The following is a 15,332-nucleotide window of genomic DNA, read 5'->3' on the forward strand; positions in this document are numbered from 1 at the left end:
AAAACTTTAAAACATGCTCCAATTTTCCTGCATAGAAAGGAGCTCCATCAGCTTCAATCCAGCTACACTGTTTCCTTTGTTGTCCAGTGCCGGACCGTAAATCCCGATTCCCACCTGGCCTTTCACGCAGGCAAGAATACCGCCCGCAACACCGCTCTTTGCAGGAATGCCGACACGAATAGCGAACTCGCCTGAAGCATTGTACATGCCGCATGTCACCATAAAGGTTTTGCAAATTTTTGCGACGTTTGGCGGAATGATTTGTTCTTTTGTATAGGGATCGAATCCATCCATTGCAAAAACAAGTCCGATGCGCGCCAAATCAATGCAATTTACTTGAATGGAGCATTGCTTTGTATATAAATCCATCAGTTCTTCCACATCACCGTCGATAATACCGTTTTGTTTCATGTAATAACAGAGAGAGCGGTTCAGATGAGCGGTTTCAAGTTCAGAAATCGCAACTTCGGCAGAATATTGGATTTTCGGATTCGCAGCAAGGTCTCGTACAAAATGTAAAATACGCGCCATTTTTTCCTCGTTTTCTTCCCCGGCAATCATGCTTGTGACAGCTAACGCGCCGGCGTTAATCATCGGATTAAGAGGTTTGGACGGATTTGATGTTTCCAGCTTAATGATAGAGTTAAAAGGATCTCCAGTCGGCTCCATGCCGACTTTGGAAAATACATAATCTGTTCCGCGGTCCATCAATGCGAGCGCCAGCGTGATGACCTTCGAAATGCTTTGCAAAGTAAAGTTAACTTCAGTATTGCCTGCGGAAATATAATGGTGTTCTTTATCATAAATCGCGATGCCTATATCATTTGCATTCGCTTCTCCGAGTGCCGGTATGTATGTCGCTACTTTTCCTTCGTTTGTACAGGGTTTCACTTGTTCAAGCAAGTCCGGCAAATTGTTGAGTTCCATGCATTGTATCATTCGTACACCTCTTCATTTCGTTATACTAATAAAATACCCTATTTCTTCTAAAGTACAAAGCAGTTTGTGCTAAGATGGAAGGGAAGCTTGAGAAAAGGATGGAAAACATATGTTTAGTTTATTGCCTCTTATGATTGAGCGCGTCGGTGTCCTTGTCATTGTTGCTTTTCTTTTGTCTCGCCTCAAATCCTTTAGGCGTATTGTGCAAAATGAGCATAGCTGGAAAGAAAAAATCGTTCTGACTGGCATTTTTGGCTTGTTTGGCATTATCAGCAACTATACGGGGATTGAAATCTATCGGGGAGAAATTGTAAATCAGAGTTGGCTGATGGGAATAGAACCGACAAATGCTATCGCGAATACACGCATCATGGGCGTGGGAATCGGCGGCTTGCTTGGAGGTCCTGTTGTAGGGCTTGGGGTAGGTATAATCGCAGGCGGGCATCGTTATGCATTGGGCGGTTTTACTGCAGGAGCGTGTGCTATATCTTCTGTTTTGGCAGGGCTTGCTGCCGGATGGATAGGCAAGAAATATAGGAGAAACGGTATGATTTCGCCGTGGCTCGCAGTCGGTGTCGGTATGATGATGGAAGCTTTACAAATGGTCATTATTTTACTCGTCACCAAACCGTTTGATTTAGCCTTAGATTTAGTGAGTACAATTGCTGTTCCGATGATTTTGATTAATGGTCTCGGAAATTTCATTTTTATGATTATCATTCAATCAATTTTGCGGGAAGAAGAAAAAACAAGAGCATTACAAACATACAAGGCGCTGTTGATTGCCGATCAAACGCTTCCTCACTTTCGACAGGGTTTGAATCCGCAATCATGCAAAGCGGCTGCTGTTGTAATCCATCGTCTGACAGAAGCGGATGCGGTTGCGATTACAGATAGCGAACACGTGCTAGCGCATGTAGGAGGGGCATCAGATCATCACATTCCGTTTCAAAGCCCGGCTACTAAACTGACGAAAACCGTGCTTGAGACAGGAGAAATTATTACAGCCAAAAAGAAAGAAGATATTAACTGTTTTGATGCAAACTGCCCGCTTCATGCTGCGGTTGTATTGCCTTTAAAGGTACATGAAAAAACAGTGGGAACGCTAAAATTATACTTTCAGCATGCTAATCGCTTGGATAAAGTAGAACAGGAGCTTGCAGAGGGCTTGGCCCGGCTGTTTTCTACACAGCTGGAGCTTGCGGAGGCAGAGCAGCAAACGAAGCTCTTGAAGGATGCAGAAATTAAAGCGCTGCAAGCACAGATCAATCCGCATTTCTTGTTTAACGCCATTAACACGATTTCTGTGCTGTGCCGGACAGATGCGGAAAAGGCGAGAAAGCTGCTGCTGCAGCTAAGTGTATTCTTCCGCAGCAATCTGCAGGGGGCAAGGCAAATGCTGATTCCGATTGAAAAAGAGCTGGAGCATGTCCAAGCTTATTTATCGCTCGAGCAAGCCCGCTTTCCCAATAAGTATAAGGTGGAATTTCATATTGAATCCGGGATAGACATGGTTATGATTCCGCCGTTTACTCTGCAGCCGCTTGTAGAAAATGCGATTCGTCATGCGTTTCAAAAGGAAAAAAAGCAAGGAAAGGTCCATATCTATATCAACTCGGATGATAAGTATGTGTATATACGGGTAGAAGATAACGGAAACGGCATCCCGCCGGAACGATTAGCTTCGCTTGGGACTGCAGTAGTTTCCTCTGAACACGGTACCGGAACTGCTTTATATAATATACGCGAACGTTTAAAGGGCTTATACGGCAAAGAGGCGCAATTTCATATTCGCAGCTGCCCTCAGGGCACAGAGGTTTCATTCAGAATTGTTAAGTAAAGGGGACTTATATGTTAAAAGTATTTGTAGTAGATGATGAGCCTTTAGCACGTGATGAATTAAAGTATTTGCTTCGGCGCAGCAAACAAGTAGAGATTGTAGGGGAAGCAGATTGTGCAGAAGATGCTATTCAGCAAATCCCACTTGTAAATCCTGATCTTATTTTTTTGGATATTCAGCTTTCTGAGGATAGCGGCCTTGATATAGCAGAGAAACTGAAAGGGTTAAAAGATGCGCCTGCTATTGTGTTTGCGACTGCATATGATGAGTATGCGCTGCGGGCATTTGAATTGAATGCCGTTGATTATGTATTGAAGCCGTTTGATGAGGAGCGCATTCAACAAACTTTGGAGAAAATTGCGAATATCAAGCAAATTGGAGAAAGAGGGGCCGTTCCTGCTGCAGAAGTCAGCCAAGCATCGCGTACAGGAAAGCTTGCGATTGCCATAGAGGACCGCATCTTGCTGATAGATGTGGAATATATCGTGTTTGTCGGGGCAGGGGAAGGACGAACTGTCATTAAAACACTGGAAGCAGAGTACAGAACAGGAGATACGCTTACTCTATTGGAAAAAAAGCTCCCTTCAAATATGTTTATGCGTGTGCATCGAGCATTTCTGATCAATGTAAATCATATCACTGAAGTCCAGCCATGGTTCAACGCCACATATAATATTATGATGAAAGACGGTTCCAAGGTGCCGGTAAGCCGCACGTATACGAAAGAACTGAAGAATTTACTTGGATTATAATTGCATTCTAAAGCCTGGCTATTGCGGTTCATCCTCCTTATTTTGCTATTCACTATGAAAATGATGTAAAAGCGCTTTCATTTTGTATGATAAAGCCATAAGAAGACGAATGGGAGGGCGCAATAAAATGAATGCGATTACAATGGTTATTGGTTCAATGTGCATTCTTATGATCGCTTATCGTTTATATGGAACTTTTATGGCAGTGAAAGTATTGAAGCTTGATGATTCCAAGCCGACTCCAGCTCATGAAATGGAGGATGGCAAGGATTATGTGCCTACTAACAAATGGGTGGCGTTCGGGCACCATTTTGCTGCGATTGCGGCAGCAGGACCTCTTGTCGGTCCGATTCTTGCGGCACAGTTCGGGTATTTGCCAGGACTTTTATGGCTGTTAATCGGTGCTGTTATCGGGGGTGCCGTTCATGATGCGGTAGTGTTATTTGCATCAATGCGTAAAAATGGGCAATCTTTATCTGAAGTTGCGAAAGAAGAGCTTGGTCCGGTGGCGGGCTTCTGTACAGGCCTTGCGATGTTATTCATTATTACAATTACAATGGCCGGTCTTTCAATGGTTGTCTTACATGCTTTGGAAAACAATCCTTGGGGTACATTCGCAGTAGGAAGCACGATTCCAATTGCGATGGGCGTGGGATTATATCATAAGAAAACAGGAAATTTAAAAGGTGCCACAACAGTAGGATTTATTCTTGTGATGGCCGCGGTGTTTTCAGGTCCGTACATTCAAAATACAGTGCTTGGCGAATGGCTGACATTCGATATAAAAACATTAGCGATTATCTTGCCGGTATACGCTTTCTTTGCGGCAGCGCTTCCGGTTTGGCTATTGCTTGCACCGCGCGATTATTTGAGCAGTTTCATGAAAATCGGCGTATTTATCGCTCTTATTATCGGCATATTCGTAGTGAATCCGGGAATTCCGTTCCCGGCAGTGACGAAATTTATAAACGGCGGCGGCCCGATTTTAGCAGGTCCGGTTTGGCCATTTATTTCTATCACAATTGCCTGCGGCGCGATTTCAGGATTCCATGCATTCGTAGGCTCTGGTACAACGCCTAAGATGCTTGACCGCTGGAGCGATATCAAAGTAGTCGGCTTCGGTGCTATGTTAGTAGAATCTTTAGTAGGGGTTATGGCCTTAATTGCCGCAACAGCTTTACATCCAGGAGATTATTTTGCGATCAATTCTACACCGGAAGTATTTAAAACTCTTGGCATGTCAGTACAGCATCTTCCGGAGCTAAGCAAAGAAATCGGTTTGAACCTAGAAGGAAGAACGGGCGGTGCGGTAACACTTGCGGTTGGTATGACGTATGTCTTTACGGCCATTCCTTGGTTTGAAAAACTTGCATCTTTCTTCTTCCAATTCGTCATCATGTTCGAAGCAGTTTTCATCTTAACAGCAATTGATGCAGGAACTCGTGTTGCACGTTATATTATTCAAGATTTCTTCGGGGAATTTTATAAACCTCTTAAACGAGTGGATTGGGTACCGGGGTCTATTTTTGCCAGCGCTTTGGCGTGCTTCATCTGGGGATACTTGCTGTTCTCAGGAGACATCAGCTCTGTATGGGCACTGTTCGGGGTATCCAATCAATTGATGGCGTCCATCGGTTTGATTATCGGTGCGACTGTAATCTTGAAGGTGGCAGATAAACGCATTTATGCCTTCACGTGCTTTATCCCGCTGGCTTACTTATATGTAACAGTAAACTATGCAGGATACTGGATGATTGCGAATGTGTACTTGAATACAGCTTCTAAAGGATATAACGTATTAAATGGAGTGCTCTCCATTACTATGCTTGTGCTTGGCATCATCATTATGATTACGGCTCTCAAGAAATGGGTAGAGCTTTGGAATAGTCCAAGATATACGTTAGATAGAAAACATACAAAAACAGCATAATCAAGTGAAAGCAGACGGCAAAATGCCGTCTGTTTCTTTTATTCGGTAACATGCACTTTCATCAGATTCGTTGTCCCTATTTCGCCGACCGGAATTCCGGCTGTAATAATGATAAGATCCCCTTTAGCTATAAGAGCAGCTTCTTCAGCTGTTTGTACCGCTTGTTTCAGCATTTCGTCCGTAGAGCTGCTTTTCTCTGCTAACAGAGGCTGCACGCCCCAGACAAGAGCGAGCTGACGGTGCACGCAATCATTGAATGTGACCGCAATAACAGGTGTCTTTGGACGGTATTTGGAAATCATTTTTGCCGTATAGCCGCTTTCAGTTGGAGCTAAGATGGCTTTTACATCCAAAGCGAGCGCCGCATAAGCAGCAGATTGTCCGATCACCTCTGTAATTTGTAGCTTTTGTTGCCGTATTCGCTCCTTCTGCAGCTCTTCGTATTTTAAAGATTGTTCAACGCGAGCGGCAATCCGGTGCATGGTCTGTACAGATTCAATCGGATAAAGACCGGCAGCTGTTTCACCAGAAAGCATAATTGCATCTGTTCCGTCAAAGACGGCATTCGCTACGTCGGATGCTTCCGCGCGGGTCGGACGAGGGTTTCGCTGCATGGAATCGAGCATTTGTGTCGCAGTGATGACCGGTTTTCCAGCAGAATTGCATTTTTTAATGAGCATTTTTTGTACAAGAGGCACTTCCTCTGCTGCTACTTCAATTCCCATGTCGCCGCGCGCTACCATGAGTCCGTCTGCGGCTTCCAAAATTTCATCGATATTATCAATGCCTTCTTGGTTTTCAATCTTAGGAATAACTCCAATATGCTTTGCGTTATGCTGAGACAAAATTTCTTTTACTTCCAGTACGTCAGCTGCTTTTCGAACGAATGATGCCGCAATATAATCGACGCCTTGTCCAATTCCAAATACAATATCCTGCAAGTCCTTTTCTGTTACCCCGGGCAGGCGTATTTTTACGTTTGGAACGTTTACTCCTTTGTGATCTTTAATAATACCGCCATGGATGACCTTTGTTTTTAATTCCTGGTTCGTTTTTTCTACTACTTCAAGCTCCATTAATCCATCATCAATGAGAAGATGAGCTCCGGCTTCTACATCATCATACAGTCCTTCATATGTAATGGAAAAGCGTTCTGCTGTTCCCAGCACTTTTTGCATCGTGACTGTGACCATTGCTCCGTCCTTTAATTCCGCTTGTCCGCCTTCAAATTCATGCGTGCGAATTTTCGGCCCTTTAATATCGAGCAAGATTGCAATTGTTTTTTCTGTTTGTTTGGCTGCTTCCCGTATCGTGTTAATGCGAACTTGGTGCTCTTCGTGTGTGCCGTGTGAAAAATTCAAACGTGCTACGTTCATGCCTGCTTCCATCAATTGAGTGAGCTTTTCTAAGCTCTCGCTTGCCGGTCCGATTGTACAGACGATTTTTGTTTTACGCATTGCTTTCCCTCCTATCCGTATTAGATTGAGGATTCTGCAGGCTCTTCATGCATAGGACAAGCAACCATTTTTATAATAATGTGTCTTTAATCCTACACCGGGCTAGTTCTAGCTGTATACATTGATAAAGTGGATTAGTCCATGCTATCAACAGATTGACAGGAGAGAGAGTCATTATGTTTTTTTTGAAGAAGTATTGGAAGACACTTGCGACTATTGTGGAGTGTCAATTGCTCAAGTTCTATAAGAAAATTTTACAGCCTGCGCTCAAGAAATTATTATCTTCTGATGAACTTGCAGCGTTTATCCAATTAAATATGAAGCAAGCCGTTCAGGAGATTCTCGTATCCGAAGAATTTCAAGAGCTCATATGCTTCATTTTAAAAGAATGCAGTCAGTCTTCGTTTAAAGGAATTGCTGAAGAGTTACTGAATCAGGAAGTAGAGATTATAACAACAGCGGGAACATTATCGGGAGTCATTGTCTTTGTCGGTGAAGACTATTTAACCTTACAAGAAACGCTAGCGGTAATGCTGCCATTTAACAGCATTATATCAGTTCGTGAAGTTTAAAGAAGAAGGGAGCAGGAAATATGTTTCGTGATGAATTGCGCACTCATGTAGGGTCGCTTGTTCAGCTTGTAACAGCAGTAGAAGTAGTGAACGGCATTTTACTTGCGGTTACAGATGATATGGCAGTAGTTCGTACATCCGGTGTTCCGTCTTACGGTTCGCCAGAGGATGTGATGGTCCGCATCCCTGTTATTTCGTATGTGAGATTGTTCAGTTAAAAGAAGGAGACAAGCAGGCATCAAGATTCTATTTTGTCTCAAAATCTGCACCGTTGTTGTCGTTTTGTATATACGTTTTTTAAAGGAAGTTATCTTTATAAAAGAAACTTCTTTTCTTTTTTTACCCATTTATATGAATTCTCTTTATTTCTATAGTGATTCTCTATTGTAAGGTGCGGAGAAGCTGTTGCCCTTGTGAAATAAGTCGATTTTGTCCCTTAGCGTTTTTCTTGGAGTATGGGAAAAAATTTAAAGGAGGAATTTTTGATGAGCTTCAACATGAAATATACTGTAACTCTTCGGTATTTAACGGCACCGAGTTTAAGACGGTCTGGAGTTGCGATGAATGATGTGGTGTTCATCGTTGCCCATGACACAGGAAATGAAAATTCAACAGCGGCACAAAATGTGCGGTATTATGAAAGCTCACGCAATGACTTGAGCGCATCGGCGCATCTATTTGTAGATGATAGAGAAATATTGGAATGTATCCCGGTTTTGACAGGATCGCCGGAGAAGGCATGGCATGTGCGCTACAATGTGCCATACGATAATGACCGATTCGGTGCAGATGCCAACGATTCCGCAGTCAGTGTGGAACTTTGCTTTTCAACAGACGGATCAATTGACAATGAAGAAGCATATAAACGCTATGTATGGGTGCTCGCTTATATTTGTTACCGTTTTGGACTGGACCCTGCGACAAGCATTGCAGGACATGAAGAGCTTGATCCAACAAGACGAGAGGATCCTTCAACGGCACTTCGTTTAACGGGAAGAACCTTTGAGGATTTAGTGCGTGACGTGGTGTTGGAATATACAAAATCAAGCAATTTTTCAGCGCCGTCTGGCGGTGCAAGTAGCGTTACAGGTACTGCATTCATTTTGGCGAACGCTTTACATGTACGTTCCGAGCCGAGCTTAAGCGGTTCTATTCTAAAAACGGTGAATCAAGGAGAGGCATATCAAGTATTTTATGAGCAAAACGGGTGGTATAATGTTGGAGGAAATGAGTGGATCAGTGCGAATGCAAATTATGTACGCTTCGTTCCAGACGGAGATATATTTCACACAACAGCTCCTTCTAGTAGCTTAAATGATGGAATAGGAACAGCTACTATTTTGGCATATGCCTTAAATGTACGATCTCAGCCAAGCTTGAACGGCACGGTAATTAAAACAGTAAGTAAGGGAGAAACATATAAGGTGTTCTATGAACAAGACGGCTGGTATAACGTAGGCGGAAATGAGTGGATTAGTGCTAGTTCGAAATATGTTAGATTTCGGGCAAAGTAATACCCAAAAGTGTACCGATATCGGTACACTTTTTTGAAAGATAAGAATAAAATTCCGCGTCTCTCCATTCTTTCCTTTCTCAGTTTTTAAGAAGCGTGTTACTTATACATAAAAAGCATGGCAGACAGAGAATAAAGAGATGCATCATCACCCGCTAGGATAGCAAGTTGTATTTAGTTTCCATTATGTGCATATTAATTTGCTCAACATTTCACAAATGTGCCACATGTGTTTGTGCCACTCTTCACAAATTGGTAGTATGCTTATTACAGACCTGTTATACCAATAGTGTTATTTCATTAATTGAATGGAGGAGATTGGAATGGCGCAAGTTCTTGAAAAAAATGTAGATGCTTGGCAAAGCTTTAAAGGGGAAACCTGGAAGAGAGAAACGAATGTTCGCGATTTTATTTTAAGTAATGTGAATGTTTATACTGGAAATGACAAGTTTTTAGCCGGAGCTACAGAAGCTACAAATAAGCTTTGGGAGCAAGTAATGGAGCTTACATATCAAGAGCGTGAAAATGGCGGCGTTCTCGACATGGATACAGAAATTGTATCTGCAATCACTTCTCATGGTCCCGGATATTTGAATAAAGACTTAGAAACGGTTGTTGGTTTTCAAACAGATAAGCCGTTTAAACGATCCTTACAGCCGTTTGGCGGTGTGCGCATGGCAGAGCAATCATGCGAAGCGTATGGCTTTCAAGTAAGCAAAGAAATAAGCCGTATTTTCCGCGATTGGCGCAAAACGCACAATCAAGGTGTGTTTGATGCATATACGGATGAAATGAAAGCGGCACGTAAATCCGGTGTTATTACTGGTCTTCCTGATGCATACGGACGCGGACGCATCATTGGTGACTATCGCCGCGTTGCATTATACGGAATAAATCGATTAATTGAAGATAAAAAGCAAGATTTAAAAGCAACAAGCACAGTAATGAGTGAAGAAGTTATCCGCCTTCGCGAAGAAATTTCAGAGCAAATCCGTGCATTGGCAGAGCTAAAAGCAATGGCTGCCTCTTACGGCTTCGATATTTCTAAGCCGGCAACAAACGCCCGCGAAGCGTTTCAATGGTTATACTTTGCCTACCTTGCAGCTGTTAAAGAGCAAAACGGTGCAGCGATGAGCTTAGGCCGCACTTCTACATTCTTAGATATTTACGTTGAACGCGATTTGCAAAACGGAACATTGACAGAAGAAGAAGCACAAGAGATTGTCGATCATTTTATTATGAAGCTTCGTCTTGTGAAATTCGCTAGAACACCAGATTATAACGAGCTATTCTCAGGAGACCCAACTTGGGTAACGGAATCCATTGGCGGTATAGCACTTGATGGCCGTCCGCTTGTAACGAAAAACTCATTCCGTTTCCTTCATACATTAGATAATTTAGGACCAGCTCCAGAGCCAAACTTAACAGTTCTTTGGTCGAAGCAATTACCGGAAGGTTTCAAAAACTATTGTGCGAAGATGTCTATTAAAACATCTGCGATTCAATATGAAAACGACGACATCATGCGTCCGGAGTATGGCGATGATTATGGTATCGCATGCTGTGTATCTGCAATGAGAATTGGTAAGCAAATGCAATTCTTCGGTGCGCGTGCAAACCTTGCGAAAACACTTCTTTACGCGATTAATGGCGGAAAAGATGAGAAATCAAAAGAGCAGATCGGTCCTGTATTTGCACCGATTACATCTGAAGTATTGGATTATGAGGAAGTAATGCAAAAGTTCGATATGACGATGGAATGGCTAGCTGGATTATACATTCAGACATTAAATATTATTCATTATATGCACGATAGATACAGCTATGAAAGAATTGAAATGGCGCTTCATGATACGGAAATCATCCGCACAATGGCAACGGGCATTGCAGGTTTATCCGTTGTGGCGGATTCCTTAAGCGCTATCAAATATGCAAAAGTAAAACCAGTTCGTGATGAAAATGGGGTTGCAGTCGATTTTGAAATTGAAGGAGACTTCCCGAAATACGGAAATAACGATGATCGCGTAGATGCACTAGCGGTAGAGCTTGTAGAACGCTTCATGAAAAAGCTGCGCAAGCATAAAACATATCGAGATTCTATTCATACAATGTCTATTTTAACTATTACATCCAACGTTGTGTACGGGAAGAAAACAGGAAATACACCAGATGGACGACGTGCAGGCGAGCCGTTCGCACCGGGGGCAAACCCAATGCACGGCCGTGACACGAAAGGTGCGCTTGCATCCTTGTTATCTGTTGCAAAATTACCTTATAAACATGCATTAGATGGTATTTCCAACACGTTCTCTGTAATTCCAAAAGCATTGGGTAAAGAAGAAGAAACACAAGTGAGGAACCTTGTATCCATGCTGGACGGCTACGCAGTGAAAGAAGGACATCATTTAAATATAAATGTGTTTAACCGCGAAACATTGCTCGATGCGATGGAGCATCCAGAAAAGTATCCGCAGCTTACGATCCGTGTATCCGGTTATGCAGTAAACTTCATTAAACTGACACGTGAGCAGCAGATTGATGTAATCAACCGCACTATGCACGAAAGCATGTAAGAGATTGTAGTCTCCCTAACTTTAGGGAGATTGCCTTTTTCAGAAGGAGGAGCTAGCAATGAAAGGTCGCATTCATTCCATAGAATCTTGCGGAACTGTAGATGGTCCCGGCATTCGTTATATTGTTTTTACACAAGGCTGCCTGCTTCGCTGCCAATATTGCCATAATGCCGATACATGGGCGATTGGTCAAGGTAAGGAAGTAACGCCAGAAGATATTATGGAGGATGTGAAATGCTATTTACCTTTCATGGAAGCCTCCGGCGGCGGAATTACAGTAAGCGGCGGCGAGCCTCTTTTACAGATCGATTTTGTACTGGCGCTTTTTAAAGAATGTAAAAAACTTGGTATTCATACAACTATTGATTCTTCCGGCGGCTGTTATTCAGAAGATGAAGAATTTCAAAGGAAGCTATCGGAGTTGATGGAGTATACAGATTTGGTGCTGCTAGATATTAAACACATCAATTCTAAAAAACATCGCAAGCTGACAGGTAAGACAAATGAGCATATTCTCTCATTTGCTCGTTACTTATCAGATAAGAAAAAGCCTGTTTGGATTAGACACGTACTCGTACCTGGAATTACAGATGGAGAAAAAGATTTGAGGGATTTAGCCTCTTTTATCGATTTGCTGGAGAACGTAGAGAAAGTAGAAATTCTTCCTTATCATAAGCTTGGCGTATATAAATGGGAAGCTCTCGGATTGAAGTATCCGTTAGAAGGAATTGAGCCGCCGACGGAGGAAAGTGTGCAATTTGCTAAAAACATACTCGTAAAAGCCTAATTCAATCCTGAATTGGGTTTTTTTATGCGTGAAACAAGGGGTAGAGAGGAAGAAGAGAAAAGAGTATACTAATGGTGGCATGCATTTTTTGTAAAGAAATGTTTTAAAGGAATTTACAGAAATGTAAAGGGAAAAATACTCATTTACAAGAATTAAGAAATAATACAGTGAGTATGATGAAGGTAGAGCCTGCCTAGTTATTGCTAAAGAACATTGGGAAACGTATAATGATAAAATATGATGATAATCGGATTAAGGGGTCCAATATATGTTTTGCATATCCACGACAGATACGCAATCAGCTTGAACAAGGGCTGAAAGGGCACATGAAAATTTTAAGATGCTGTTTTTAATTTCGTTGCCGTAACGATGTTGAAGACCGAAAAGCTAGGAGTGGATTTGTTTGATTAAAAACCCCAGAGTGTTAATTTTAACGGCACATTATGGAAATGGACATGTGCAAGTTGCAAAAACACTTGAGCAGACGTTTCGTCAAAGAGGAATCGAAAATGTAATTGTATGCGATTTATTTGCTGAATCACATCCGGTTCTTACTGATATTACGAAATATCTATATTTAAAGAGCTATACAATAGGGAAAGAGCTATACCGTTTGTTCTATTACGGGGTAGAAAAGATATATGATAAAAAAATTGCAGTGTGGTATGCAAACTTTGGAAGGAAACGGCTGAAATCTATTTTGCAAATAGAAAAGCCGGATCTTGTCATTAATACATTCCCGATTATTGCAGTACCGGAACTAAAAAAGCAAACAGGCTTTTCCATTCCGGTTTATAATGTGCTGACAGATTTTTGCCTGCATAAAATTTGGGTGCATCGCGAGGTAGATCGATATTTCGTAGCCACTGACCATATCAAGGAACTAATAGAGGAAATAGGGATTCCGCGCAATCATGTTACTGTCACAGGAATACCCATCCGGCAAAACTTTGAGAGTTCAGTTACTTCGGAATCTTTACATGCCAAGTACGGACTGTGCTCATCTAAAAAAACGCTGCTTATAGTAGCAGGCGCACACGGTGTATTAGGAGATGTGAAAGAACTGTGTCAGCTGTTTATGACGATTCCTGAGCTGCAGATTGCAGTTGTCTGCGGAAAAAACAAGATGCTGAAGGAAGAACTGCAAGAGCTTCATCAACAATCAGATGCTCTTAAAGTGTTTGGGTATGTGGAAAATATTGACGAGCTGTTCCGTATTACAACATGTATGATTACAAAGCCAGGCGGCATTACGTTAAGTGAAGTAGTAGCTTTACAGGTTCCGGTTATCCTTTACAAACCTGTGCCTGGGCAAGAAAATGAAAATGCCTTATATTTTGAAAGAAAAGGTGCCGCTGTTGTCGTACGTCAGGAAGAAGATGTCTTTTTGAAAACGAAAGCGCTGCTGCAAAATGATAAGAAGCTTCAGCAAATGAGAGAGTCTATGAAGAAAATGTATCATCCGCATGCTGCATTTCATATTGTAGATACAATACTAGAAGAAAATGCAATACAAGTGCACCCGCGTGCGCTGCTTCAGCCGGTAACTTGATAACCATCCCCTAATCCATCTTGTGGATAATGGGGATGGTTTTTTTTGTTGGCGTAGGTGTTAATATGTGGATAAGGCATGAGCAAGCGGGAAATGCAAGGAAAGCTGCTATGAACAAGCAGCACGTTTGTGTGTGTGGTACTTCCAGAGCCTTTCTTGATGTTCAGCTTCACCGGCAGCACCTCGAAGGTTCCGCTTTTTTTTTGAGATACCCACAGTTAAAGCGCTTGCAATTTACTGTATTCTTAAAATATTAACAAAATAATCCACATCATCCACAGGTTTAGTGAATGATATCCACAAAATCATGAACAAAATGCGTTACAGCTTGTCCGTGCTGTTGATAAGGTTAGCAGAGTTATTCACAATTGTAGAAAAATTGTGAATAACTTGTACACAATAAGAAAAACCGCCCGTGCTCAGTTTTATATGAATCTAATTTAGAGATTCGGCATAAGAAACGAGCATGGTGGTGTGTAAACAAAGGAAAGTATTGCTGTAGAAGTTTATAAATTCGTAGCTAACAAAAAAGACTCCTTTTTTAGAAAAAGGAGTCTTTTTTGTTAGGTTATACATAAGGAATCGTTCCTAACAGACAGGAAAAGAGAACGGGTTTAATAAATTCCGCCTGGTTTATAGCCTGCTGCACGGTCCGCTTTTTTAAATTCTTTTTGATAAAGAACTTCTTGTGTTGCTGATAGTCTGTTTCTAGACTTTTCGCGTTTTTTCTTATCCATATTATATCACCTCTGGCATCGGAATTATTACCTAGGTTTTCCAATGCTTCTAAGAGATATACGTTTATGCTTCTTTTAACTGATGCGTTGTATCGTGGAAGCCGCCTTCACGCAATGTATAAAGCGTATAGAGGTCTTTTGAAATTTCATACAGATTGTATACTTCGCCTTGCGTATTGATTTGATCGTAAACAGATTTTCTTGTTTCGTTTGCAAGCGTTACGTAAGGAAGTTTTTCTGCAGCCTTAATAGACCTTACATTTAATTTGCGAATGCGCATAAAAATCGTTTCAATGTTAAGTTCATAGAATACTTCATGGAAAAAGGCATCCTTTGCGGGCTTGTTGTAGCCTTGCCCATGGTACGGTTTACCGAGCCATGTTCCTAAAAATCCGGCATTTTCCGTCACGTCAAATAAAGTAATGGTACCGATGGCATTGCCCCATTCATCCAAAATCGTTCTTGAAATCAGTTCTCCGCGCTCTTCCGCCTCAATCGTTTGCTTCGTTAGGAACAGAAACTCCTCGTAGGAAGATGCTTTCTGACGTACAAAAGGGAAGACATCTGGGTGCACCATCATGTCATATAGAACATGGCATTCTTGCAGGTCGCGTTTTTTCAACATTCTATATCCTCCTCGCATGAGGGCAGAATGCTGGCAAAGCAAACCCACCCTCGAA

12 protein-coding genes and 1 pseudogene are annotated in these 15,332 nt (G+C 42.0%); 9 read left to right on the forward strand and 4 right to left on the reverse strand.

What is annotated here, in order from left to right:
- Positions 1–6: 6 nt before the first annotated feature.
- Complete coding sequence (glsA, locus tag H540_RS0105835; protein WP_028399837.1) at positions 7–936, reverse strand: glutaminase A; 930 nt, start codon at positions 934–936, stop codon at positions 7–9.
- 112 nt (positions 937–1,048) lie between these two features.
- Here glsA and H540_RS29060 point away from each other — a divergent pair, with 112 nt between their 5' ends.
- The 3 genes from H540_RS29060 to cstA all read left to right on the forward strand — a co-directional run bounded on the left by H540_RS29060 (position 1,049) and on the right by cstA (position 5,461).
- On the forward strand, positions 1,049–2,779 hold the full coding sequence (locus H540_RS29060; protein WP_081415028.1) for a sensor histidine kinase: 1,731 nt from the start codon (positions 1,049–1,051) through the stop codon (positions 2,777–2,779).
- Positions 2,780–2,790: 11 nt separating this feature from the next.
- A complete protein-coding gene (locus tag H540_RS0105845) occupies positions 2,791–3,531 on the forward strand; it encodes a LytR/AlgR family response regulator transcription factor (protein WP_028399838.1) in 741 nt (246 codons plus the stop codon).
- Between the two features lie 127 nt (positions 3,532–3,658).
- Positions 3,659–5,461, forward strand: coding sequence for a carbon starvation protein CstA (gene cstA, locus H540_RS0105850; protein ID WP_034670439.1), 1,803 nt, complete (start codon positions 3,659–3,661; stop codon positions 5,459–5,461).
- 47 nt (positions 5,462–5,508) lie between these two features.
- Here cstA and pyk read toward each other — a convergent pair.
- Positions 5,509–6,918 (reverse strand): annotated as a pseudogene (gene pyk, locus H540_RS0105855) (pyruvate kinase); the annotation flags it as partial.
- 176 nt (positions 6,919–7,094) lie between these two features.
- Between pyk and H540_RS0105860 the strand changes: the two are divergent.
- The 6 genes from H540_RS0105860 (at position 7,095) to H540_RS0105885 (ending at position 13,915) form a co-directional block, all read left to right on the forward strand.
- A complete protein-coding gene (locus tag H540_RS0105860; RefSeq protein WP_028399841.1) occupies positions 7,095–7,490 on the forward strand; it encodes a hypothetical protein in 396 nt (131 codons plus the stop codon).
- 20 nt (positions 7,491–7,510) lie between these two features.
- Positions 7,511–7,708, forward strand: a complete 198-nt coding sequence (locus H540_RS0105865) for a hypothetical protein (RefSeq protein ID WP_028399842.1) — start codon at positions 7,511–7,513, stop codon at positions 7,706–7,708.
- A 267-nt stretch (positions 7,709–7,975) separates the two neighbouring features.
- A complete protein-coding gene (locus H540_RS31330; protein WP_051317005.1) occupies positions 7,976–9,004 on the forward strand; it encodes an N-acetylmuramoyl-L-alanine amidase in 1,029 nt (342 codons plus the stop codon).
- A gap of 322 nt (positions 9,005–9,326) precedes the next feature.
- Positions 9,327–11,576 (forward strand): formate C-acetyltransferase, encoded by a 2,250-nt coding sequence (pflB, locus tag H540_RS0105875; RefSeq protein ID WP_028399843.1) that lies wholly within the window; start codon positions 9,327–9,329, stop codon positions 11,574–11,576.
- 58 nt (positions 11,577–11,634) lie between these two features.
- Positions 11,635–12,363 carry a pyruvate formate-lyase-activating protein gene (pflA, locus tag H540_RS0105880; RefSeq protein ID WP_028399844.1) on the forward strand — a complete coding sequence of 243 codons (729 nt, stop codon included), beginning with the start codon at positions 11,635–11,637 and terminating at the stop codon, positions 12,361–12,363.
- A 403-nt stretch (positions 12,364–12,766) separates the two neighbouring features.
- Complete coding sequence (locus H540_RS0105885) at positions 12,767–13,915, forward strand: diglucosyl diacylglycerol synthase (RefSeq protein WP_028399845.1); 1,149 nt, start codon at positions 12,767–12,769, stop codon at positions 13,913–13,915.
- A gap of 614 nt (positions 13,916–14,529) precedes the next feature.
- On the opposite strand, the gene H540_RS31820 is transcribed toward H540_RS0105885, so the two are convergent.
- Together H540_RS31820 and H540_RS0105900 are read right to left on the reverse strand one after the other, a co-directional pair.
- On the reverse strand, positions 14,530–14,652 hold the full coding sequence (locus H540_RS31820; protein ID WP_081415029.1) for a YfhE family protein: 123 nt from the start codon (positions 14,650–14,652) through the stop codon (positions 14,530–14,532).
- Between the two features lie 64 nt (positions 14,653–14,716).
- Complete coding sequence (locus tag H540_RS0105900; protein WP_028399847.1) at positions 14,717–15,277, reverse strand: GNAT family N-acetyltransferase; 561 nt, start codon at positions 15,275–15,277, stop codon at positions 14,717–14,719.
- Positions 15,278–15,332 lie beyond the last annotated feature (55 nt).

The organism is Ectobacillus panaciterrae DSM 19096 (genome assembly GCF_000430785.1).
Lineage (GTDB): Bacteria > Bacillota > Bacilli > Bacillales > Bacillaceae_G > Ectobacillus > Ectobacillus panaciterrae.